The sequence below is a fragment of the Cyclobacterium sp. 1_MG-2023 genome (assembly GCF_030546805.1).
In the GTDB taxonomy this organism is placed as follows: Bacteria; Bacteroidota; Bacteroidia; order Cytophagales; family Cyclobacteriaceae; genus Cyclobacterium.
This window is the reverse complement of sequence record NZ_JAUOPC010000011.1, coordinates 25,896-51,233: the sequence shown is the minus strand read 5'-3', so window position 1 is coordinate 51,233 and position 25,338 is coordinate 25,896. Positions and strand designations below refer to the sequence as shown.

Sequence of the window (25,338 nt, the reverse complement as noted above, 5' to 3'; positions counted from 1 at the left end):
GCATATCCATTTGATTACAAATTATTCCTTCAAGATCTTTCTTGAGCGCCTACCTGATTTTATCTGAATAAAATTATCAATTCAATCCTTTCAATTATAAACACACTTTAATGTCCGACTACCAATTGTAAAGTAATTATAAATCAATTCCTAAGAATCATTTCTATTATAAAATCAAAAGTCAAACTTATTGATTTTAATACCAGTACCAAATTGATTTTTCGGTTTACAGCCGTCGCCTACATGAATGACTATTCGGGCATTAAAAAAAGTAGGACTTTGGCTATGAAATTAATGATTCCATCTTCCGGACCCACATGGTAAATGGACGAAACAAGGCCCTGGATCACTTCTACTTAGCAATTAACCTATTTTTACACTTCCAATAAATGCATTGAAACAGAACTGCCAAGGGAATGAAATATGTGAATATGTGTCTCTTCGAGATGTTCAGACAGCGTCTCTTTGCCGGCTTAGACAGCTGCCTCTGGAAGAGAACCTCTTGACACCCAACCATTAATTTTACATGTAATTTTGTCATTATACAGTAAAATATTCTCAATAATTGGAGGATTAAAAAGAATTCATTAAATTAAAACATATAAATCAAGTGCTTATAGAAGCTCCTATTCGGTTGCTTCATTTTCTACGATTGCTTAAATAATCCCCTGTAATTAAACCTTGATAAATCATGCAACTTTCCCTAAACTCAAACTACAGTTCCACTTTAAAAACAACCGCTTGGGTATTGTTGGTAGCCATTGCCCTGCCAATTCTAGTTCACCTTGCTCCTCCCTTCAATGGGATTCCAATGGGTGCATATCTATTGCCCATGTTTTATATGCCCATTGTAGCTTTAATCGCTTATCGATTACCTGTAGCCTTAATCGTGGCCGCTTTGGCACCCCCTATAAACTTCCTTTTATCCGGCAATCCCCATTGGGGATTAATGGGCATACTTACGTTTGAACTTGTAATCTTCACTTTGCTGAGCTATGTATTCCTACTTCAAGGAATTATTAAATGGATTGCTGCACCTCTGGCCTATTTAGGCACCAAAACAATTTCCTCAGCAGTATTGATTTTCATTCCCCTAATCGAGGCCAGCCCGGTACAGTTTTTCAGCACTTCTTTAAGCAATGCTGTTGTTGGTATTGTGATATTATTTGTCATCAACGTCTTGTGCTTAAAGTACCTTCCCAATCAGAGAAAAGAGGCCTAATTTATATCTATAAAGGTTTTTAAATTAAGCTCATCTTAAAAACAAATATACATGGATTCAAAAGTCTCGTTACCTTTTACTAAGATAAGCAAGGCCTTGTCCGGCTTTTCCTTCCCTCCGGCTGACATTGTTGTAGGTATTGGCAGAGGTGGAATTGTACCTGCCGGTCTGGCGGCTCATCAACTTGGGCTTCCGCTATACATTGCATCGGTAAATTATAGAAATGACAAGAACCAACCCATTCGGGAATCCCCTGAATTTTTAGACCTATTCCCAACTTCTTTTCCATCAGATAGCCGTATACTACTGGTAGATGATGTAGCTGTTTCCGGAAAAACTTTGGGTTTATTGAAAGAAACATTAAAGGATTATTCTGTAAATACATTTGTACTCAAAGGGAAAGCTGATTTTGTTCTTTTTCCAAATATAAAGACCTGTGTGCAGTGGCCTTGGAACCCAGCCCCTAAATCCCTTATTTATGAAAGTTAGTGCCATCATAGGCTTGTTATTTACTTTTTACTCCAGCTCTCTATTGGCTCAGGAAAAGGATAGCCTTACTGTTGCCTTGGATGAAGCCGTGGTCACGGGAACGAGAATAGAACGGCAGAAAAACAAAATAGCTGCCTCCATCTCCACCATTTCCAGGAAAACCATTGACCGTTCGGGGGAGTTAAACGTGCTGCCTTTATTGGCTTATCAAGTTCCTGGCCTTTTACTCAATGACCGTAGCATTACCGGTTTTGGAGTAGGTCCGGGTTCTGGAGGCAATATCAGCATTCGAGGGATTAGTGGCACTCCCAATAATAGGGTTTTGGTATTGATCGATGGACAGCCTCAATACATGGGCATTTTTGCTCACCCCATAGCCGATGCCTATAGTGCCTCGGACATAGAACGAGTAGAAGTACAGCGAGGAGCTGCCGCTATCTTATATGGCTCTAACGCCATGGGGGGAGCCATCAACCTGATTACCCGAAAGGCAAGCAAAGAAGGCTGGAACGGATCCGCAAATTTAGGCTATGGTTCGTATAGGACTTTTTTGGGAAATGCCCATGCATCATATAAACAGGGTAAATTCCATTCCATGATAGCTGTCAATAGAAACAGTACAGCCGGTTTTCGAACCGATGCGGCAGACAGCTTTAAAAACACTACCGGCTACCTCAAAATGGGCTACGCCTTCAGTCCCAATCTTTCCCTTTCCGGAGATATGCAATTGGCTGATGCAACTTATTATCAGCCGGGACCTACCGCTGCCCCGATGGAGACAGATAAACGCGAATACTTAAGAGGTAGGGCTGCACTTTCTCTTCGCAACGACTGGGGAAATGTTTCTGGGGCACTGTTGTTCTTTCATAATTTTGGCGAGCACACATTTCAAACCGGATTTTCATCTACAGACCAAAATCAAGGCATCACTTTTTACCAAAACCTGAGCCTGCTTCCAAAACAAATACTTACAGTGGGAATTGATTATAAACGCTATGGTGGAAAGGCATTCAATGAAACACTTCCTCCCCCTGCCCGAGTTGGCTTGGGAACGCAATTCACCATTCATGAAACAGATCTTTATCTGCAGGCCCAGCAAGACTTGGGAGAAAAAATCAGTTTCAATGCTGGACTTCGCCGCGTTAGTAACTCTCAGTATGGCCAAAAACTACTTCCCGGCTTCGGTCTTGCTTATAGGCTAAGGCAAAATTTTACCCTCAAGGCCTCCTCCTCCAAAGCCTTTAGAAGTCCCTCCATTGTAGACCTGTATTTGTTTCCCACATCCAATGAATCTTTGAGGCCTGAAGAACTGTGGAGTCATGAAGCAGGTTTTCAAACCCTTATTCTTGACAGCAAACTAAGTCTGGAACTCATGGCTTTTATGGCCAAAGGCAGCAATCTAATCCAAATTAACCCCATGGCCACCCCTTCTATTGGCAGCAATTCAGGAAGTTTCCTTAACAAAGGGCTTGAAAGTCAAATCCGCTTTCAAACTGCAGAATCATGGCAAGTCATACTCAATTATGCCTATGTGGATGTAGATAAGAACATTTTGTTTGCACCCAAACACAATCTGAGCCTTCAGGGGGATCTGCAAATAAATAAATTTTCTATTATTCCGTCAATTCGCCACATCAGCGGACTCCGAAACAGCCTTACCGAATCAGATGCAAATGAAAATTACACCTTATTAAACATTAGGAGCATGTATGCCATAAGCCCTAAAATTAGTACCTATATCGCTGGCAAAAACCTATTAAACACAGCATATCAGCTGGAAAAAGGTTTTCCCATGCCGGGAATCAATGTAATGACTGGCATTCAAGTTAAATTTTAACCCTATCAATCATGGAAAATAACAATCTTAATAACCCAAGAAGGACATTCTTAAAATCCTTGGCCGGATTAACTGCCGGAATGATGTTGCCCCTTACCAGTATCAATGCAGAAGGAAAGCCCATTCCCAGTCCCTATATGCGGGATAGGTTGGGAGACTTGCTTCCCAAGCGGAAATTTGGGAAATCCGGTTTGTCTGTCACCATGCTGGGCCTGGGAGGAGCCCATATCGCCCGAATGAGTGAAAATGAAGCTCAAAAGACAATTGAACGGGCGCTGGAAGGTGGAGTCCGATTTTTTGACAATGCAGAATCTTACGGTCGTGGAACAGGTGAAAGAAGGTATGGCCAATTTCTTACACCCAAATATAGGGACCTTGCTTTTATTCAAAGCAAGTCCACGGCAAGAGATGGTAAAACCGCCCAGGAACATTTAGAAGGCACCCTTAGCCGGATGAAAACAGACTATATAGATCTTTGGTTAATTCACGCTGTAACCAGTCCAAGCGATGTGGATAATAGGTTAAAAAATGGTGTATTGGACTATGTCTTGAAAGCAAAAGAGAGCGGGAAAGTAAAACACATCGGTTTTTCAGGTCATTCCGATTACAATGCTCACTTGAGAATGTTGGAAAGCACCGATCAGTTGGAAGCCTGCCAGATGCCCATCAATGCCTTTGACCCGAATTATAAGAGCTTTATCACCAATGTGATGCCAAAACTAATCGAAAAGGGAATGGCACCCTGTGCCATGAAAACCTTGGCAAATGGTGGCTTTTTTGGAGGTACCACCCATTTCAACAGTGGTGACAAACCGCGAATTGTTCCCAATGCATTGACAGTAGAGGAAGCCATCTATTTTTCATGGTCCCTTCCAATAAGTGTATTGGTAACCGGAGCAGACAATGCAGACATGCTCACCGAAAAGATTGATTTAGCCAAAAACTTTAAAGCCTTTGACGAGAAAAAACGACAGGAACTGATAAGCCGCGTATCCGGTTTTGACGGGAAATTGGTGGAGTATTATAAGGTTTAATTCTTATAGTTTTTCATTGTCTCGTCCTAAAAAAAGTTTACAGATTATTTTTCAAATATTGGTACAGGTTTACAATCCCGTAAAAATCCCTCCCGACTCTGCTGGGAAAGCACTGCGACCCTTTGAAGGGGGAGTTGCGAAAACGAGAATTTTTTAATGATTTTGTATTATTGTAATGGGCTGAGGAAATGAAAAATCAAGTTCGCATTCGTAAATCGTAAAAACTCGAACTCTCCCTTTTCTTCAAAGGGGGATTTATGATTAGATACATATTTGAATTGACAGGCTTCGACAGGCTCATATTATTTTATTAACTTCTACCTGAAACATAAACAGAGCATTATGGTTCCTTTTGACATAGACCAGAAACCAACGAAGGATTTTTGTATTCTAAAAAATTCAAGTAAATTTGTATCCAAGTGAATACATCGACTAAATGTATTTTATTGAAAAATCGATAGAATTTGACAAGTGGTTGAAGAGATTAAAGGATTTAAGGGCTAAAGCGAAAATCCTGTTCAGAATCCAAAAACTTGAAAATGAAGGCCATTTTGGAGACTGTAAACCTGTGGGTAATGGTATTAATGAAATGAAAATAAATTACGCAAAGGGGTACAGAATTTATTTCAAGGAAACGGATGGAAAGATAATAATTCTGCTGATTGGCGGAGACAAATCAACCCAACAAAAAGACATCGAGAAGGCCAAAAACATTTGGAATAATTTAAAAAATTCAAAATGAAAACTACAAAATTTGATATAGCAGACTATTTGGATAGCAACGAAATGATTGCCGAATATTTAAATTCCATATTGGATGAAGGTGATTTTGACGATGTGATTGTAGCCCTCGGACATATTGCAAAAGCGATTGGAATGAGCAAAATTGCGGAAGAAACAGGAATGAGCAGACCAAGTTTGTACAAAGCCTTGTCGGCCGGAGCAAAACCCCAATTTTCGACAATAATGAAAGTTTTGAAAGCAGTTGGTAGCAAAATTCAAATAAGCCCTATACTTCGTTGCGAGGAGGTATGACGAAGCAATCACTTCTAATCATGGGATTGCTTCGGGATATAATACATAAATAAACCGAAATAAGTAATCCTAGCCCTTGCATTGACGGAGAACGTCACCTACATACCTCTAATTTATTTTATTTCATCTTAGTTAAAAAAATCGGACAATAAATTTACTCCCAAAAAAAATCCCGTAGTTCTAATAATTTCTCTCTTTCTAGGCTCCCTATTCTCATTAAACTATCAGATCATAAGTAAAGCCATATCAGCAATTGAATAAAAAGCAATTACTTTAGCGTATAAACGATAAGCACTGGGTTTTCAGACACTTTTCCAGCAAAGGCAGTTTTGGCCAAATTTGCACCTACGCCTTTAACCCAACTTTCATATTCAACCTGTCCCATTTGCTTTTTCTTTGTCATCAATGCCTGGTAAAAGGCTTTCCCAGGCATCGTAAACCCTAATTTTCCGGGTGCAAAACCATTAGGTAGCATAGGTACGTTAAAACCCCCATCTATATCGTTGATTATCACGCTTTCAATCAGATTTGATTTTGAACTCTCTTGGGCATAAAAGAGGTTATAAAAGTCACCTTCGTAACTTAGAATGGTGTAGAGTTGTTTTTCGGAAACTTGGTATCGACCTCGAAAATAAAATTTTCCTTGCGTATTCATATAGGTTATTCTCTCCATTATTTCCATTCCATTTAATCTCTCCAAGTCTTGGCCATAATTCCCATATTCAAATACATACTTGGGGACCAATTGTTGATTTTGGAATTGATAAATGGTATCTAAAAAAGTCATTCCAAAATATAGGTGATGTTTACTTTTTTGAAAATAGTTTCTACCTGTCATCCCACTTTCCAACCTTTCAGGATGGTATGACATATAATTAATGGTATCTTGCAATTTCATATTCAAACTTTGAACAAAAAACTCTCCAGAGTTTCTAGCAATGTTGTAGAAGTAAAAGCGTTCGTCAAATTCAGAAAAAACCCCTATACCGGAAAAACCTTTCAAGTTCGATTCACGCAGAAACTCTCCTTCGAGACTAAACCACATTATATCTCCACTAAACCCCTCCAATAAGACCAATTCTTCATTTACAACTATCAGCGAGCCAAGGTCATGATACTCTCCTGGACCTTCTCCATAGGCGCCAATTCTCCCTAAATACTTCCCTGACTTATTGAACATTGAAATGCACTTGCACCCGTTATTATCGAGGGCATAAATTTTATCTCCATGAAATACTATTTGTTGTAAATTGGAATTTAATTGTGCTTCCTCTAATTCATCTTCCAACCATATATAGTTGATTTCAGGCTCGAAAAATTCAGATAACTTGCCAGTTCGGGATTGTGAAAGATCCACTTGGATCACGGCCACACTTCCCTCCTGTTTTTCAATATCTGCTTTTTGATGACAGCTACTAGCCAATAGCAAAAATGAACTTAACAAAAACTGAAACCTAAGATTAAAAAAATTGGAATCTTTAGAAGGACAGATCGATGCTAAGGTAACATAGAAAGGAAAGTCTTGAGGCTGCCATGAAGAAAAGAGATTTACAAAAGCATTGATTCTCATTTTTATCCCTTTATGGTCTTTGGATGTAATCATGATATTATTTTTATAACTTACCAAAATATTTAATGAGCCAGAGAGTACTCGATCGAATTTCATGTGATTTCCCAAATCAAGGTGGTTTTTAAAAGCCTACAATTAAGGAGTTTTAAAGTCAGCTTAAATAGAATTTATTGCAAGAATGCACCCATTCATCTACAATAATACTAAATTATTAGGTGTTGATGAATTCTAAAATCAATTTATTATGGTATTAAAATATATAGGTGACATTTTGCTTTTGCAGACGCAGTAAACTTGATTACAACTTTGGCGGCCTCAACTTATCACGCATTGAACCCTCTAGCTGTAATTTGCAATTACAGCTTTATATGGAATGACAATAAACTTTAGAAATGATCAGGTTATAATGGCCAATTATAGAAAATTGCTAAGTCTTCAACTCCTCTCATACACTGCGAATTTTCGAAGTCCTTGTCTTCAATGTCTGAGCCTGTCGAAGACCCTCGAGCGGGTTTTGACTCCTGTTCCGTTGACTTCGACAAGCTCAGCCACCCAATAGGGTATTTAATTTGCGACCGGAGAAGGCTTGAAATTTGGCAGCTGTAATCAAATATTTGTTGTTTATATGTTATGGGCATTTTCTCCAATTAATATGGTACCTTTGTTTTTAAAAAGAAATCCTAATAAGAAAGAATACTCCTCTGTCATAGGGTATTTGAGTGAATTGGAATTGTTTCAGTGTTATGTAAAAAGTTTAGGTGCGATTTTCACCTGGTAATCTTACACAATCACCTGTTTAAAATTGAGGTGTTTTATTCATTTTGCATTAAGTTTCTTTAAAAAACAACTATTCCGGAAACCTTCAAACCAAATTTTACGTCATATACCTTCATTGTTTTAAAAATATTCATACCATGAAAAAAATATTAATTCCTATAGCCATCATCGCAGTGATCGGGTTCCTTGTATACTCCAAAGCGGTAGGTGTTTACAACACCTTTGTACAAACCGAAGAAACCATTAATGGTCAATGGGCTGAAGTAGAAACCCAATACCAAAGAAGAGCTGACCTAATTCCAAATTTGGTCAATACAGTGAAAGGATATGCTGACTTTGAACAAGAAACCTTGACAAATGTGATCGAAGCACGCTCAAAAGCCACTTCCATCAACTTGGAGGCCGATGACCTTAGCCCGGAAAACATTGCTAAATTCCAGGATGCACAAGACCAGCTGAGCGGATCTCTTAGCAGGTTACTGGTGGCCGTAGAAAGATATCCTGACTTGAAAGCCAACCAAAACTTTCTTGAGCTACAGGCCCAATTGGAAGGCACTGAAAACAGGATTGCCGTAGCAAGGAGAAATTTCAATCAATCTGTGCAGAGCTACAATTCCAACCTGAGAACTTTCCCAAATAATATGTTTGCAGGATGGTATGGATTTGAAACCAAAGGTTATTTCGAAGCATCTGCTGGATCAGAAAATGCCCCAACGGTAGAATTTTAAAAAACGCTTATCATGGCAGAAAATTTATTTAGTAAAGCAGACCGGGAAATCATCATAGGAGCCATTCGGAATGCCGAGAAGAAAACCTCAGGAGAAATTCAAGTGCACATCGAAAGCCACTGCAAAGGGGATGTACTTGACCGAGCTGCTGAAGTGTTTAAGAAACTCAAGATGCATAAAACAGCACAACGCAACGCTGTGCTGTTTTACCTTGCTGTGCTTGACCATAAATTTGCCATTCTCGGTGATGCCGGAATAAACAAGGTGGTTCCTGAAAACTTTTGGGAAAATATTAAGGAAGAAATGCTCGTTCATTTCAAAGCTAAAGCCTATACTGAAGGGCTTAGAAAAGGCATAGAAATGTCCGGCAAGCAACTGCAACAACATTTCCCTTATGACCATGAAGGAGACATCAACGAGCTCCCTGACGAAATATCCTTTGAATAAGACATCATGATTAAAAAACAGCTTTTCCTTTCTTTTGTATTATTGGTGCTTTCATTGGCTAGCCGGGCACAGGGGGATTTTCCCGAAAAACCAAACCCTCCTCGCCTGGTAAATGATTTTTCAAAAACCCTTTCAGCCAACGAAGTTCAACAGCTGGAAAACAAACTAGTAGCGTATAATGACAGTACCTCTTCTGAGGTAAGCATCGTTTTAATCAATTCTGTTGGACCTTATGACATTAGTGATTATGCGTTTCAATTGGGCGATCAATGGGGAATCGGTAGAGCAGACAAAGACAATGGGGTACTTATTCTGGCGGCAATGAAGGACCGAAAGGTATTTATCGCCACAGGTTATGGAATGGAGGGAGCGATTCCGGATGCTTTGGCGAAAAGAATTGTAGAGCAGTTGATCGTGCCTAACTTTCGTACAGAAAGTTATTATACCGGCTTGGATCAGGCCACTGATATGATCTTCAAACTAGCTTCCGGAGAGTATAAAGCAGAGGACCTGGGTTCTTCAGACAATCCCGGTGGCGGCCTACCCCTCTTCTTGATATTGATCGTTGGCTTTGTGATCCTTACCCTGATCAGAAACCGAAATGACAACAACAACCATATGGGAGGAAAACGAGGCGGAGTGGATTTCTTCACCACCTTATTGCTAGCCAATATGCTTGGAGGTAGCCGAGGTAAATTCGGTGATTTTTCTTCCGGAGGAGGCAGCTTTGGTGGCGGAGGCGGCGGAGGTTTCGGCGGCTTTGGCGGAGGAAGCTTTGGTGGTGGTGGCGCCGGTGGGAGCTGGTAAGAATTTAGGCGGTATTGCTGCAATTAATGCATCAATACCGCCAAGGTCGTTTGATTATCAATTCATTACTTCACAGTCTGATACCTGTTACTTCAATAGTTAAACCCATTCAGGTTTCCTATTTTGATCACAATTACCGACATACTTTATCAATAGTGGCACTTCTCCAGAAGAAAAAAAGGTCATTTTAGCTTATAAACAATAAGCACCGGGTTTTCTGAGTCTTTTGCCGCCAAAGCTGTTTTTGCAAAGTCTCTTCCCTTACCTTTAGCCCAATTCTCAAATTCTTCCTTCCCCAACTGCTTTTTCTTTTCCACCAATGCCTGATAAAGGTCTTTACCAGTAATTCTTATCCCTACTTTTCCCGGTTCGAATACATAAAATATCCGGCCGGAATCATGCCCTTCATCAATATCGTTGATTAGATTGCCTTCAATCACATGGGATTGTGATTTCTCCCTGTCATAAAATAAATTGTAAACCTTCTTTTCAAAACTAAGGATGGTGTAAAGCTGTTTTTCGGAAACATGGTATCGACCTAGGAAATAAAGTTTAGCTTGGCTAGACATAAATTTTGATCTGTCCATTATTCCCAAGCCTTTTAATTCTTCCAAGTCTTGGCCATACTTCCCAAAATCGAATACAAACTTGGGGACCAATTGTTGATTATGGAATTGATAAATGGTATCGAGAAAGGTCATCCCAAAATAAAGATATTGTTTACTTTTTTGAAAATAATTCCTACCGGACATCATACTTTCGAGCCTTTCGGAATAGTATGGCAAGAAATTAATAGTATCCTGCAAATTTTCATTCAAGGTTTGAATAAAAAATTCCCCTGTATTTCTAGCCGAGCTGTATAAATAATAGCGGTTGTCAAATTCAGAAAACACACCCGGACCAAAGGGGGCTATTAAGGTCAATTCACGTAGAAACTCCCCTTCCAGGCTGAACCACATGATTTTTCTAGGATAAACCCCTAACAAAACCAGTTCCTCATTTACAAATGTCAAAGCATCAAATTCTAGAAATTCACCGGGGCCTTCACCATAAGCAGCAATCTTACCCAAGTACTCCCCTTCCATATTGAAAATTGAAATGCACTTACATCCGTAAATATCAAGGGTATAAATTTTATCTCCATAAAAGCGGATTTGATGTAAGCCGGCATTAAGTTGTGCCTCATCCAATTTATCTTCCAGCCATATATAGTTGATTTCTGGCTCAAAAAATTCAGACAGTTTACCGGATCTGGATTCGGAGAGGTCCACAGTTACCAAGGCTACACCTCTAGGGTCTTCCTGCGTATTAACTTCCTGCTTACAGCTACTTGTAAGAAGTAATAATATGCAACCTATAAGCAAAGGTATGAGTTTATTCAAAATCATATCTATTAAAGGAGTAATATAACTGCTCTACAAACTATGTAGAATAATTAAATATTTTCAAATCAGACTTTTTAATCCTATTTTTCTAATTCTTATTAACTCTTGATTGGGTACTAAATAATTTCATTAAATAAAAGCTTTCTTACATTTACTTAAAGTAAAAAAACTTAGGATAAAAGTATATTATTTTCCTTAAATCAAACCTACTATAAATATAGTAATTATAATCATTAAAAAAAAACAATTAAATAAATTAGGAAAATAAAGATCAAATAAACTAAGTCACCCCTTAAACAAATAACACCTAAATTTAATTTATTTTAAATAGAATTATTACACTCGGATCTATTAAGTACTTTAATATTTCTAAAAATTGTTTATTAGATTTTAATGCCCCAATACACCGCAACCTAATTTTCCTTTTACAAAACACTTTCCCATTCCAAAGAATTCCTTCAGGTTGTTTCTTATGTTAACATCCATCAATCCCTTTGCTTGTATAGGCTTTAACGAGCATATCATCGCACTCACTACCAATTCTTTTGCTTTTATCCTATCACCTATCCCTACTAATTTCACCTTAATACCACAAACGAAAGAAACCCATTATACGGCGGGTAAAAAATCATTTTAAAATACTGTTCTTTAAGTTTGAAACCGGTTAATCTTCAACCATATTTAGTTAATTTTATGCCCAAAAAAATTCAGCTAGTTTTCCCTAACGTTATTGGATTATGTGTACGGTTAGCAGGATTACACTTTTGTGATCTCCCTCCGATTTAACTTCCTTAGTACAGCTAGTCGATATTAGTAAAAATAGGCCACCTTAATAAGCCAAAGGTAGTTTTTGGAATGAGCACTGATTCGCTACAAAATTTATCGCCAGCCTTAATGAGCTTAGGATAACTGTATTAACTTTTCCATTTATTTCTTTTTTCTATAAGCAAAACAAATAAACTCATGCTCGTTTTGTTGGTCATGGCGTGTCATATTGCAAAGTAATTCTTCGTTAGGATTATCATTATTGATACAGGTAAGGCATAAGGACGGTTTTTGAATTAAATCCATATTTATTTCATATCCATCATCATCAAAAAAACCATTAATTTCAGAGGGTGGAATATCGTCAATGTGTCTTCGTCTGTTGCCCTTGCTTTCATTTTTAATTGCTGACTCGATTTCATAATTATCCTTAGGGTACCTTTCTCCGGTAATACATGTAAAGCAGCTATTTCCAACTGCCGCTGAGCCAATCACCCAAATGTCATTTCCACAAGAACATTTAACTCCTTTTTTAAAAGCTTCTAAAGCGAAATTAAGTCCTTGCCTTAAATCTTTTTCTTTTTCATTTGGATTGTTTTTCAAGTGTCTTTTTACATAATCATCTATTGAAATTGGAATAAACTGCATATTAGAACTAATTTAAGGTAATGTCATTTGAAAATGGCTTCCCATATTTTAGATGACAACAAAGTGCTTGTAAAATTATTTATTCTCGATCAGTTTTTAAATATCTACCAGAACCCTCTTATTTGCCTTACTACTCTTCATTAAAGGCAAAGGCTGCCTCTCCGGTGAAGTCAGAACTTAACATGGTCGGTGCCCAATATTTTTCTACATGGGCCACTACCAGACGGGTTCCTTCAAAATGGCTCACATAAGGTGCCATTTCCGGGTTGTACATGGTATCTGTCATGTCCCGCATCAATACCACATTTTTATTAAGGTTCGCCATCTGACGTATGGCAAAAGGCCTTCCCAATACACACATATTTAAATGAACCCCCATTACCACTATTTGGTCTATATTGTTTTCTACCAAAATATTATAAACTTCCTGCCCCTGATCAGTGATAAAATCATTGTCCTCAATCCTAATGGTAGCAATCTGCATTGACCAAGCCGTCATTTCTTCACATGGATCACCATCAGCACATGGCTTATCGCAACCACCATCACTGTCATCTATGGGTAAAGCAGCTTCTTTTTCCTTATCCAAGTTACACCAATCATCGATTGGGAAACCCTCTGGTGCATTATGCAGGGGGGTGTTTATGGCAGCTTTCCTTTGAGGTGTATCTGTATAGAAATCCATGGTTCCGCTTGGTGCATGAATAATGGTAGCGCCAAGTTCCCTTGCCCTTGTTAAGGTTTTATTCATACCCGGTGCCATAGCTGCCACTCTTTCAGTAGCACTCTCACACCAGTGCCTGTCCCACATATCGGTAACAATAATGGCTGTTTTTTGAGGATCCCATATTTCTGTATACTCAATCCCTTCCCAGCCATTTTCTTCACCCTCCGACATTACCATTTTTCTTAGGTTAACTGTCAATTTTGACTCTTCATTTTCAATGTGAGGATTTTTATTTTCTTTCTGAGTTGATTGACAACTTAAAATTAAAATTGGCAAACAAAGGCTACACAAATAGAATAATGGTCTCATGGCGATTTTTACCTTCAATTTACATTAATTCTTTAACCTTTTAAAATATAATACATTGGAATTTCTGCATTTTTTTACTTTGGAACAGGCTGATAATCAAGGATGAATTGCAATTCAATTTTATTAAGATTGAAACTTATTACCGAAACACGGGGGAATTGAAAGGGTTTTATAAGGATTGAATAGATTAGATGGGAGATGAGAAACCTATGGCTTTAGCCCAGTAATATTACCAACTTCAGTGGCCAGGGAAAGGGGCCACCAAAAGGCTAAGAGTATCTGTCAAAGCAGTCAAGTCATAAAAAAACGCACATAATAAATTTATGTGCGTTTTTTAAATATAATTTGCGTCCAAAATTCAAATGGATTTTCGCAATTGATTTGGATAATCTATACTTTCTTATTTCAATGTCTTAAAATACAAAATAACAGATTCTATGTCCTGATCAGATAATAGACCTAGGAAGGAAGGCATCTCCCCTTCTCTGCCTTTTACAACCTTGGCACCCGGATCCACGATCGACTCTTTGATATAAGCATCGTCTGCGGTTGCAGTAGTGCCATCTTTAAACTCTCTTTTGGCGCCATAAAGTCCTTTTACACTAGGGCCGATTTTCCCGGCTACATTATCGTCTATTGCATGGCAGGCAATACATCCGTATTTTAAGAATATTTCTTTGCCTTTTATGGCATCTGCTGTTCCTTCTTCCTTGGTCGCCAGTAAGGCCGGATCAAAGTTGTCTATCAAGTCGGATGGATTGAAATCGGCAAATCCTTCTGCTTTGAGTAAGGGTTGATTCACTTCATTTACAGTCATCCAAACCTTGTCAGACCATGCTGTACCTTTTGCAGTTTTCAAATCAAAAGCTACCTCCATTTGCATGACCACAGCAATGTTTGGTACAACTAGAAATACCGCCTTCTTGTCCTCAGACAATTGGGCTGCCAAAACAGGAAGATGTTCCTCCCCTACTGAGCCGTCCAATTGGTAATGTCCGGAACCGTATTTTTCCGTTCGCATATAATTCCATCTTTTGACTTGATAATTGGCCAAGTCAGTTGCGGTTTCCTCATCTAATGCTTGGCCAAACCTCAATAGGATTCCACCATCCCTCACCTTATAATCCTCAGGCAACAAACTCTCTTGCCCGGTATACCTTAACCTAAGTAAGGCACTTAACTCTTCAGAATTATGACCCCATAATGAAAAACCAGCAAAATAAACCATTCCATCACCCGGGTTTACATCTCCCTTCATAGAAGGAGCCGGGTAATTGCCCGGAATGACAGAAGCCCCGCCTTGAACGGTATTAGATCCGCTGTCTACTTTCACAACAAACAGCCCGGGACGGCCATAAGATAAATGCAGCATCTGGTCATTTAAAGGCCCCATCTTGTCAGAAGTCACCCAAATTTGCCCCACTCCTGATCGATCTTCACTGTGAGGAATCCAAGTAATTGGAGGAGTGGTTTCGGGAATAGGTTCTCTATGCGCAGTGGCAGGAACTCCAAAATAATCTCCTTTTCTAATCAACATTACAGGGGTAGAAGGCATATAATGACCTTGCTGATCAGAACCTGTCAACCATCCTTTTTCAGGATGTATTCCCAAATAAGGGCCCCTAAATCCTGTAGCAAACTGTTCTTTGTTCCTACCATCAGCAGAAATTTTATGTATGGAACCATCATCATTAGAAGCCGACCTAAATCCCATTAAGGCTTTTGGAGAGGATGCCTCCGGCCCCATATCCAAGGCCCCAAATTTGGCCACATAGAAACCACCTTTCGGGTCAGCCACCATGTCACTTGCCCACTCACGTGTTTCAATAGACTGGGCCATCACATTGGAAAAGTTTTCGTAAAAATCTGCTACTCCATCTTCATTCAAATCATGAAGTTTGGTGATTCCATCTTTTCCATATACATAGATTTCTCCATTGACTACTTCAATACTTTGCGGTTCGTACAAACCGGAAGCAACCCTGGTCCATACAAGACGGTCCAATGACTCATTGATCCCTGCCACCTTCCAGACATCGCCTTCAAAAGTAACCATGGCAGCCTCAGAATCGCTAAGGAAACTTATGTCAACCATTCTTACATTTCTATTCCAAGGGTTAGGAACAGGCAAGGTCAATCGATCTGTTACAAAGGCCGCAGTATCAGGAGAAATCTGCCCTTGGGTCAACACCTCTTCTGTCCAGTACGCATTGTTACCATTTTCAAAATCGGGAATTGCTGTCAATTCTTGGTTCAAAGCCCCGGCAAATTTATCTTTTTCAGTCGCTTCCCCATTCCAAAGCATCAATTCAAAATCTACTGTGGAAGAATGTGCAGCAACTTCTGCCACCAAATACCTGTTTCCTACTACAGAAAGACTTACCCCTTCACTTCCTTTCGCTAATCCCATGGCTGTCACCTTGTCACCATGATAAACCAATACAAGGTTTCCCTCCTGCTCTACTTTGCTGATGTCAGTTATTTCAGCCGCCATTAAAAAGGTTTTCTCCTCAGATGGTGCAATGGCAAATCTCCTGCTAAATACAGGCAGGCCTTCATGGAGCTTACTACCGGGTAATTCATAGACAAGTGCCCCACCTACTGTATAAGAAAGAATCACTTTGTCATCCATAGGATAAACTCCTTCATACCTGCCAATTTCCGCAGGTATTGCTCCCCATTTGGGACTGTCAGGATGAGGTGATGGATTTCTGGGATCTTTGACAGTTGCTTGCCCTATTGCCCAACCTGGATAAGCTCCTGTGGCAAGTTTGGGATCTCCTCCTATTGTTGGTATTTGGTTGCCTTTGTTGTGAAACTCTGCATAGGAAACCTGTGCCATGGTTACCATGGGCATAAATTCTCCTGTCCAAGCTACAGACCAACGCAGCATGTCGGTATCAAAACAAGCATAAGCATCATTGCCAAGTTTTATGGCCAATACACGACCGGAAATATTGTCTTCGGGAAAGCCCTCTCCTAAACTCCTCCCATCAAAAGAGGTGGTAATATAAGGAAATGAAGGCTCCACAAATGGAGCGAAGCTTTGTTCGTCAAAATTCACTGAAGTTATCAGCTCCTCCTTTTCAGCTTCACCACAGGCCGAAACCATCATTAGTATTAGGGAAAGTGTACCGAAAAAACCTTTAAATTTCGGTCGTTGAAAAAAATAAGTAGCAACAGTCTTTGAATGTTTCATTTCTATAATAAGCGAATTAGCAAATGGATTTTAAATTTATTTTTACCTGGCAAGGCTATTCCTATGGTCGACATCATCCTAGACGTTTTACTTAGGTCTTCGTATTTGGTGAATTGCAGCAAACTTCCCTTTTAGAATACGATGTTTTACCGAATTTTATTTCAATTAGATTTACCCTAAATTAACCAGCCTTGAAATTACACCCAAAACTGTGAATTACAAAAAATAATAGGTATCGGACATGGTATTAATGGTACATAATCCGTTGCATTTTTTTATGGTAAACAAAGAGTAGATCATCCATCCCATTAAACGGGTTTCCTAAATCTGAAATCGTTCCTTTAACAATTCCATCATATAAACGTTGATTTCCCATTGATTCGCCAAGGGTTTTTCTGAGAAAGGAAAGGTAGGCATATAAGGAAACGGACCGAATTCTGTACAGATAGTCAAGTCCCTGTCATTTTCCTTGTGTAGGTCAATTACTTTTCCCCACCAAGTCAAGTGAGCCTTTAGTGCTGTTTCCCATTCCGGGGCACGGGGATCATTTACCTGTGGCCCTTCTGCATGCCCTACTCTGCTATGAATATGATCTGCCCTCGAGATGGCCAGATTAACAATTTCACCCTGGTCTTCAAGCAACGACTCATGGACATTGCACCAATGGGAGATATCCAAGCAAATACGTAAATCCGGTAGGCATTCAAAATAGCGTTTGGCCACTGGTGCTGCATACAAACACTTTCCTCTGTGAGTTTCATGGGTTATCGGAATCCCTGAATCCTTGGAAAGCCTGTCTGCCAATTTAAAAAGAGGTAAGTTTTCTTCAAAATCGAAATAATCTTTACCCGTTTGACAATTGATCAGCACTGGTTCCGCAGCAATCAAGTGTTTTAAATATTTTTCATAGGAATTTAAATTTTCTTTTGGGTCAGCTTCAAAGGATTGATAATATTGTCCAATCAATTCTAAATTATGGTCTTTAAGTATGGCCATCAAATGATCTCTCTCTTTGGTTTCCAGAGGAAGGTCCATTTCAACCCCATGGTACCCCGCTTCTTTCACATTTTTACAGAAGTTTTCAAAAGCCAAAGTATTTCCCCAAAGTGGGGCATAAAATTTAATTGTCATCGTACTTTTTTATGCTATGTATAAATTTGGTGCAATTTATGGCTTTATACCATGTTTTTGAATGATGACTTAAGGAAAATCTAGCATTCATTAAAAAACAGCTGCCAAAGAATATCTACCAACCCGGCCTTGCTGAAGCAAACGGATGATTTGCTTTAATTATAAGACCATCCAAAAAAAGAAAGGGAAATGTATACCAACATTTCCCTTTCTTAATATCCTATCAATTCTTGTATTGCACTAAACTTATTTTAGCGCCATTGTATTGTCTTCTTTATAGAATACACGCCAGATCTTCCCGGTAACTGAGTCAGAAATAATTACTGTTCCATCAGGAGCCATCGCTAGACCTGTAGGCCTGTGCTTGGCATCACTAGGAGCCTCTATCTCATCTACTCCTGCAAAGCCATCTGCAAAACTCTGATGTTCCCCACTTGGAGAACCATTTTGGAATGGAAGCATACTTACCTTATACCCTTTTTGACCCAAAGGAGCCCTATTCCAAGAGCCATGGAATGCAATAAGGGCTGCTCCTTTATAACGCTCCGGGAATTGATCCCCTGTGTAAAACAAAAGGTCATTGGGTGCCATATGGGCCGCAAATGTGGCCACAGGAGCAACTGTTCCCTCACATCGCTCGGAACTTTCTTTATCTCCACCATATTCCGGTGCAGTCAATCGTTTGTTTTGCTTTCCGTCATAATAACAATATGGCCATCCAAAATTTGCTCCATCACTCAACCTAAACATTTCTTCTGCAGGTTGCTCCACACTTTCTTCTGTTGTATACATGTCAGGAAACAAACCATTTAACATATCTCTTCCGTGTTGTACTGCATATACATGTCCGTCGAAGGGGTTGAATTCTAAAGCTACAGCATTTCTTATTCCTGTAGAAAACCTATAGCCATCCTCTAATTGAGTTTGGCCAATCTTTTCTGCATCAAAACGCCAAACACCGGCATGTCTTTCCAGTAATGGGCAGGGGTCCATGGCTGGGGATCCCTTGCTTCTGTCTTGTTCTTGGCAAGCATTGGACGGGGCACCGATATTGACATACAAAAATCCTTCATCATCAAAAGTAAAGGATTTCGCAGCATGAGAAGTTTGCACAGGAAGTCCTGCAACTATGGTATCGGGTGAGGATGCATTGTCAGGCAATAAGGCCTCGCTGGCAAAGGAAAATCGAAAAACAGTGCTATCATTTGAGGCATAAAGGTTTCCATTGTAAAAAGCCATACCTGTACCGCCAAAATCACCGAAATACTTGATTTCGTCTGCTCTTCCATCTCCATCAGTATCTCTGAGGGCTGCAATCCCTCCTTGCTCATTGGCTTCTCTTAGGTTAACATAAATGTCGCCGTTATCTCTAACAGCCAAATGCCTAGCCCTACCTAGGTCCTCAGCAATAACATAGGATTGAAAACCTGAAGGAAGGTCCAAGCCTCCTTGGTCTTCATCTGCTGTAAGGTATGGAGAATCTGTTTCTGTTTCTGTCTCTGTAGAACTTCCACAGCCATATAGCAGGCCTCCACAAACTAAGGCCGCTGAAAGAAAATTTAACTTTGAATATTTCATGTTTAATTATGGTTTTTAGTAGGTTGAAGTTTAAAGATACCCCAATACATCAGTAGCTCCAAATCTTGGCCCTATTAATTCTGCTAATTATCACCCAAATAAAACCCTAGTATTCATGATTTAGGCCGGTCAAAAACCCTATATTGCCAGTCATAAAGTTGCCCTTAGCAAATATTAATTTGAATGAAAAAGCCTTCATTTTTATCGTCACCCCAATCCTTAGTAATATTTCTTTTGCTTTGTTTTTCCTGTAAGGAAACTACAAGATTTACCTCATTAAGTCCGGATGATACGGGAGTTGATTTTGAAAATAGCCTGATTGAGGACGAATTTTTTAATATCCTCACCTACGAATATTTTTATAATGGGGCCGGGGTAGCTGTGGCAGACCTTAATAACGATGGACTGGATGACCTGGTCTTTACTTCCAACATGGGGAATTGTGAAATATTTTCCAATAAAGGTAATTTTTCTTTTATCAATCAAACAGAAGTGTCCGGGATTTCCACCAAAGGAAAATGGGCTACAGGCATATCCATAGTGGATATCAATCAAGATGGTTTAAGAGACATTTACCTCTGTTTTTCCGGCCCTTATGGTGCCATTCAAAGGAAAAATGAATTGTACATCAACTTAGGAGATTTTAAATTTATTGAAAAAGCTGCTGATTATGGATTGGATGACACAGGGTTTAGCACCCAGGCTGCCTTTTTTGATTATGATAGGGATGGGGATTTAGACATGTACCTAATGAACAATATGACGGATGAAACCGGGCCCAACATCATTCGACCAAAAAGGATCAACGGTGAAATGTTGAATACCGACAAGTTATTTCAAAACAATGGGGACCTAACTTTTACCGATGTGTCAGCGGCAAGTGGAATTACCATTGAAGGCTATGGTTTGGGCTTGGCAGTTTCCGACATTAATGGGGATTTATGGCCGGACATTTTTATAAGCAATGATTACCTATCGAATGATATTTTATACCTGAATCAGCAAGATGGAACTTTTAAAAATATTGCAGCAAAGGTATTCCAACACACCAGTTATTCCGCCATGGGAAATGATATAGCCGATATAAACAATGATGGCAAGCCGGATTTAGTGGAAGTAGACATGTTGCCCGATAAAAACTACCGCCAGAAATTAATGTTTGGGAAGACAGGCCATGACCGTTTTACTTCTGAAATAAAGACGGGTTATGAACCTCAATTTATGCGGAATACCCTTCAGCTCAACCGGGGTTTTTCAAACGATTCCTTGCCACTGTTTTCAGACATCGGCTTTATGGCAGGAGTAGCAGCTACCGATTGGAGCTGGGCTCCCTTGTGGGCCGATTGGAACAATGATGGTTGGAAGGACTTATTCATTACAAATGGCTATCCACGAGACATCACCAATCGGGATTTTGTAGATTACAGATCCAATTTTGCCCGTTTGAACAGCCGTGAAATATTTGAAAAATTAAAGCCCCTCGAAGGAGCCCACCTTGCCAATTTTATGTTTCAAAACAAGCAGGACCTCACCTTTGAAGATGTGTCTAAGGCTTGGGGTTTTGACCTACCCGGTTATTCAAGTGGTGTGGCATTTTCGGACCTCAACAACGACGGTCAGCTAGATTTAATAATTAACAATACCTACAGTAAAGCTTCCATTTATAAAAACAATGGCCATTCGGATGAGAACAACAATTTCCTGCAAATTAAGCTTACCGGAAAAAAAGGAAATTTACAGGCCTTAGGTGCTAAAATCAATCTTTATAATAAGGGAGGGGTTCAATATTATGAACACTATCTGACCAGAGGCTATCAGTCTTCGGTTAGTGAAACCATTCATTTTGGTTTGGGTCGAGAGCATACCGTTGACTCCCTTTTGATCCAATGGCCGGATGGCAACTACCAAAAATTATCCGCCATCCCGGCCAATCAAGTCCTCAACATTTCTTATAATCCTGAGCCAAGTAATACAAATCGAAAAAAGGCAAATAACCTCCCCTTTAAAATAGAAGAAGAACCGTCCAAATTTCTTCCATCATTCGAGCATCGCGAGTTGTTTTATGCAGATTTCAACTTACAACCTTTGTTACCTCACAAGCATTCTCAATTAGGGCCGGGTATAGCTGTTGCAGATATCAATGGTGATAAACTGGAAGATTATTATATCGGTGGGGCCTATGGTCAATCGGGAAAATTATTTTTCAATAATGAAGCCGGAGGGTTTGACAGCCTTTCTCTGTCAAGTAAAAATGCTCAATACGAAGACATGGGAATACTTTTTTTTGATGCTGATTCAGATGGAGATCAAGACCTATACATTGCCTCAGGGGGAAACGAATTTGAAGCCGGATCCAAGTTATACAAGGATCGGTTATATATCAATGATGGAAAGGGAAAGTTTAGCTTAGACTCCAAGGCACTACCTGAAATTTTCGCTAGCAGTTCAGCAGTGGTCGGAGCAGATTTTGATAAGGATGGAGATATGGATCTGTTTGTTGGAGGTAGATTGGCACCCAATAATTACCCAATGCCCGGCAAATCTCAATTGCTTCAGAACAACGAGGGGCAATTCAGGGAAGTTGCTGGGGAAATTGCTCCCGGATTAGAAAACATAGGCATGGTCACGTCTGCCCTATGGACCGACTATAATCAAGACAATTGGACAGACTTGATTGTCGTGGGAGAATGGATGGAAATTACACTTTTTGAGAATCAGTCAGGTCGCTTGGTTTTGAAGGAAAATATTCCAGGTTTGGAAGAAAGCACAGGCTGGTGGAACAGTATAATCGGTGCAGACATCAACCAGAATGGCCAAACCGATTATATAATGGGTAACCTGGGTTTAAATAGTCGGTACAAAAGTAGTGAAAACAATCCGTTACAGATTCACTGGGCAGATTTCGATAAGAATGGGAAAAGTGAGGCCATAATTTCCTATATGGAAGATGGTAAAAGGTACCCCATGCATCCCAGAGATGACATTTTCCAACAAATCCCTTCGTTGAAGAAAAAATTCAATGATTACCACAGTTATGCACAAGCCACTTTAAGCACATTGCTTGGAAAAGCTTACCTGGACAGTACAGAAAATAAACTTGAGGCCAAGATCTTTTCTTCCATTCTTTTGATAAATAAGGGAGAGGAAGGCTTTGACAAAATCCCATTACCTAATATTGCCCAGGTGTCGCCCGTATTTGGTATAGATGCCGGGGACTTTGATGGAAATGGCAGAATGGAAATTTTGCTGGCTGGAAATTTTCATCAAACAGAGGTAATAACAGGACAATATGATGCCGGATATGGCTTAAGACTAGAGTATTCGGACAATGGCGCATTTCTAATAAAGGATCAAATGCTCCAACTGAGCGGGGATGTCCGAAGTTTGGTTCCCGTTTTCCTAGGAAAAGAATATGGATTGATGCATTTAGCAGCTAAAAACAATCAACCTTCACAATGGCTAAGTTTACCCGATAAGAGATTAAACCTCAAACCTTTGCCTCATGTCAGTGGCTCAGTTAAAGCAATTAAATCTTTTAAGGATGGCATAAAAAGGTTGGTAGAATTTTATCATGGATCTGGCTACTTGAGTCAAGGGTCCAACCCTATTTTTCCTGAGATAGGCCTTGAAAAGGTTGAATATTTTGATGCGGATGGTAAATCCATTAAAACTATTCAATTAGAGGGGTGGTCAAAATAAAAAAAGTACCCCCAACATATGAAGGCACTTTTAAAACTATAAATCTATCCGTAAAAGTTTAAAGCCCATTCTCTAGGCTTTAAACTTTTACGGTTTTTAATTTCTCATTCAGTTTACTTTGGAAAAATAACGGACTTCAAACCTATTTTGATTTGCCCCTTTAAACAAAGGCTTTTTTTCCACTCTCAAAACCATATTTTCCTCACTAAGTGAAAGGATCTCATAAATATTGACAAGGTTGCCCTTTTCATCATAGTAGTTTAGGTGTTTGTCCTCAATGGTATATTTGTTTTGAATGGAGGAATTTACCGCACTGGTGATGGTTTCACCAGTGGGTAAGAAATTGTATCGCTCATCCTGATGCCATCCATCACTGGAAAAATTGAATTGATTATAATGATAATAAGCCGAATCCAATTTCCATTCCCCAATGATTTTTTGCTCGGTATTGGCACCACAGGACATTAGCAATGCCAGAACAAATAGGAAGACCATTGTCCTATTCACCATTAGTATTCTGGATTTTGTGTCAATACCCCATTACTCAAATCAATTTCTCTTTGAGGTATAGCGAAAAGATAATGTTTAGGCCTATCGAAATTTCTAGGTGGTTTTAAAGGACCCAAATCTTTTTTATAAATAGCCACAATATCCACCAAATTGGCCTTGTCCCAACGGATAAGATCTTGATGCCTTTGGTTTTCACCTGCCAACTCTACTCTACGCTCATGGATTAAATCTTCCATGGTTGCATTGGACAAAAGCTCTCTCCCGGCACGCTGTCTTACCTCATTGATTTCAGCATCTCCATTTTGGCCGGATCTAATCTTGGCTTCAGCCACCAAAAGCAAAACATCAGCTGTTCTAAGAATAGGGTTATTATGGCTCATATTTAGCCCTCCTTGAGGGTTCCATGAGGAGTATTTCCTGAAATGGTAGCCAGTGGAAGAAAGGTCTGCTGTATATTCAGTAAGCCCATTGTCTCCTCCCAAATCTACCATATCCCCAGGTTTGTAAACGGTATAATCTAACCTTGGATCTCCCTCTTCAAACTCCTCTATCAAATCTTGCACCGGTTCATGAAAATCCCAACCTCCCCATGGCCTAGGTGTGGTATAGATGATATGGGTGTTGTCTTGCCATCCTTGAAGACTTTGAATTGAAAACAATACTTCCGGATTATTTTGCGTTTCTACACGGAAATTATCTTGAAAATCAGCTGCTAGAGGATATGGACCGTCCAATACCATTTGTCCATAGGAAATGGTCTTATCAAACTCTTCTTTATATAGGTACATTTTAGCCAATAATCCATTGGCAGCACCTTTATTAGGTCTACCCAAATCATCTGAACCATGTGTGGCAGGTAGAAGATTTGCCGCCTCCATCAGGTCTGATTCAATCTGTGCAAAGGTTTCTTCCAAGCTTGCCCTAGGTTTATTGTAGTTATTAGCTAGAACGTCTTCCTCCAAAATTAAAGGAACACCTCCATAGATTACAACAAACCTCCAGTACATAAAACCTCTAAGAAAATAGGCTTCACCTAATGTTCTATCCTTAAGGGTTTGATCCATGGTTATATCAGGAACATTAATTAACACTGCATTGGCCCTGGATATTACTTCATATTTATGCCTCCAGCTATAGTACAATTGCGGATTACCGGCATCAAAGGTAAAGGACTCGATGGCCTGATCCTCCCCATGATCCCCTGCCCTAAATTGATCATCAGAAGGAATATCAAAGGTATGCTCTGCATGACCATAAAAATCCTCCACTGTTAGCGGCTCATACATGGCATTGGCAGCAGCTACTGCATCTTCCCCATTTCTCCAAAACTGTGAAGAGGTAGATTGGCCATAAGGAGTCGTCTCTAGTATATTGTCATCACATGCTGTAGTAATAAATACCAGCAACAAAAGAAGTTGAATTATATTTTTCATAAGCTTGA

At 39.5% G+C, this 25,338-nt stretch carries 19 protein-coding genes; 10 read left to right on the top strand and 9 right to left on the bottom strand.

What is annotated here, in order from left to right:
• The first annotated feature begins 691 nt into the window (after positions 1-691).
• The 6 genes from Q4534_RS17100 (at position 692) to Q4534_RS17075 (ending at position 5,617) form a co-directional block, all read left to right on the top strand.
• Complete coding sequence (locus Q4534_RS17100) at positions 692-1,222, top strand: hypothetical protein (RefSeq protein ID WP_303614367.1); 531 nt, start codon at positions 692-694, stop codon at positions 1,220-1,222.
• 51 nt (positions 1,223-1,273) lie between these two features.
• On the top strand, positions 1,274-1,711 hold the full coding sequence (locus tag Q4534_RS17095) for a phosphoribosyltransferase (RefSeq protein ID WP_303614366.1): 438 nt from the start codon (positions 1,274-1,276) through the stop codon (positions 1,709-1,711).
• Complete coding sequence (locus tag Q4534_RS17090) at positions 1,701-3,548, top strand: TonB-dependent receptor (RefSeq protein ID WP_303614365.1); 1,848 nt, start codon at positions 1,701-1,703, stop codon at positions 3,546-3,548. The genes Q4534_RS17095 and Q4534_RS17090 overlap by 11 nt, the downstream gene beginning before the upstream one ends.
• 11 nt (positions 3,549-3,559) lie before the next feature.
• Positions 3,560-4,582 (top strand): aldo/keto reductase, encoded by a 1,023-nt coding sequence (locus tag Q4534_RS17085; RefSeq protein WP_303614364.1) that lies wholly within the window; start codon positions 3,560-3,562, stop codon positions 4,580-4,582.
• Positions 4,583-5,018: 436 nt separating this feature from the next.
• Entirely contained in the window at positions 5,019-5,324 is a 306-nt protein-coding gene (locus Q4534_RS17080) for a type II toxin-antitoxin system RelE/ParE family toxin (RefSeq protein WP_303614363.1), read from the top strand.
• Positions 5,321-5,617, top strand: coding sequence for an addiction module antidote protein (locus tag Q4534_RS17075; protein ID WP_303614362.1), 297 nt, complete (start codon positions 5,321-5,323; stop codon positions 5,615-5,617). The genes Q4534_RS17080 and Q4534_RS17075 overlap by 4 nt, the downstream gene beginning before the upstream one ends.
• Before the next feature lie 268 nt (positions 5,618-5,885).
• Here the strand turns inward: Q4534_RS17075 and Q4534_RS17070 are convergent, their stop codons facing one another.
• Positions 5,886-7,220, bottom strand: a complete 1,335-nt coding sequence (locus Q4534_RS17070; RefSeq protein WP_303614361.1) for a 6-bladed beta-propeller — start codon at positions 7,218-7,220, stop codon at positions 5,886-5,888.
• Between the two features lie 881 nt (positions 7,221-8,101).
• On the opposite strand from Q4534_RS17070, the gene Q4534_RS17065 reads away from it, so the two are divergent.
• From Q4534_RS17065 to Q4534_RS17055, 3 genes are read left to right on the top strand one after another with little or no spacing between them, the layout of a single operon-like run.
• Positions 8,102-8,692, top strand: coding sequence for a LemA family protein (locus Q4534_RS17065; protein ID WP_303614360.1), 591 nt, complete (start codon positions 8,102-8,104; stop codon positions 8,690-8,692).
• A gap of 12 nt (positions 8,693-8,704) precedes the next feature.
• Positions 8,705-9,139 (top strand): TPM domain-containing protein, encoded by a 435-nt coding sequence (locus Q4534_RS17060; RefSeq protein WP_303614359.1) that lies wholly within the window; start codon positions 8,705-8,707, stop codon positions 9,137-9,139.
• Positions 9,140-9,145: 6 nt separating this feature from the next.
• Complete coding sequence (locus Q4534_RS17055) at positions 9,146-9,946, top strand: YgcG family protein (RefSeq protein WP_303614358.1); 801 nt, start codon at positions 9,146-9,148, stop codon at positions 9,944-9,946.
• A gap of 182 nt (positions 9,947-10,128) precedes the next feature.
• Here the strand turns inward: Q4534_RS17055 and Q4534_RS17050 are convergent, their stop codons facing one another.
• The 6 genes from Q4534_RS17050 to Q4534_RS17025 all read right to left on the bottom strand — a co-directional run bounded on the left by Q4534_RS17050 (position 10,129) and on the right by Q4534_RS17025 (position 19,688).
• Positions 10,129-11,328 carry a 6-bladed beta-propeller gene (locus tag Q4534_RS17050; RefSeq protein WP_303614357.1) on the bottom strand — a complete coding sequence of 400 codons (1,200 nt, stop codon included), beginning with the start codon at positions 11,326-11,328 and terminating at the stop codon, positions 10,129-10,131.
• A 930-nt stretch (positions 11,329-12,258) separates the two neighbouring features.
• Positions 12,259-12,744 (bottom strand): hypothetical protein, encoded by a 486-nt coding sequence (locus tag Q4534_RS17045; RefSeq protein WP_303614356.1) that lies wholly within the window; start codon positions 12,742-12,744, stop codon positions 12,259-12,261.
• A gap of 130 nt (positions 12,745-12,874) precedes the next feature.
• Positions 12,875-13,780 carry an isochorismatase family protein gene (locus Q4534_RS17040; protein WP_303614355.1) on the bottom strand — a complete coding sequence of 302 codons (906 nt, stop codon included), beginning with the start codon at positions 13,778-13,780 and terminating at the stop codon, positions 12,875-12,877.
• 400 nt (positions 13,781-14,180) lie between these two features.
• Positions 14,181-16,979 carry a DUF6797 domain-containing protein gene (locus tag Q4534_RS17035; protein WP_303614354.1) on the bottom strand — a complete coding sequence of 933 codons (2,799 nt, stop codon included), beginning with the start codon at positions 16,977-16,979 and terminating at the stop codon, positions 14,181-14,183.
• A 321-nt stretch (positions 16,980-17,300) separates the two neighbouring features.
• Entirely contained in the window at positions 17,301-18,110 is an 810-nt protein-coding gene (locus tag Q4534_RS17030; protein ID WP_303614353.1) for a sugar phosphate isomerase/epimerase, read from the bottom strand.
• Between the two features lie 246 nt (positions 18,111-18,356).
• Entirely contained in the window at positions 18,357-19,688 is a 1,332-nt protein-coding gene (locus Q4534_RS17025; RefSeq protein ID WP_303614352.1) for a sorbosone dehydrogenase family protein, read from the bottom strand.
• 183 nt (positions 19,689-19,871) lie between these two features.
• On the opposite strand from Q4534_RS17025, the gene Q4534_RS17020 reads away from it, so the two are divergent.
• Entirely contained in the window at positions 19,872-23,387 is a 3,516-nt protein-coding gene (locus tag Q4534_RS17020) for a VCBS repeat-containing protein (protein WP_303614351.1), read from the top strand.
• Between the two features lie 108 nt (positions 23,388-23,495).
• On the opposite strand, the gene Q4534_RS17015 is transcribed toward Q4534_RS17020, so the two are convergent.
• Both Q4534_RS17015 and Q4534_RS17010 read right to left on the bottom strand, forming a co-directional pair.
• Entirely contained in the window at positions 23,496-23,897 is a 402-nt protein-coding gene (locus tag Q4534_RS17015; RefSeq protein ID WP_303614350.1) for a hypothetical protein, read from the bottom strand.
• Positions 23,897-25,330: a RagB/SusD family nutrient uptake outer membrane protein gene (locus Q4534_RS17010; RefSeq protein WP_303614349.1), complete on the bottom strand. Its 1,434-nt coding sequence runs from the start codon at positions 25,328-25,330 to the stop codon at positions 23,897-23,899. The genes Q4534_RS17015 and Q4534_RS17010 overlap by 1 nt, the downstream gene beginning before the upstream one ends.
• Positions 25,331-25,338: the final 8 nt, after the last annotated feature.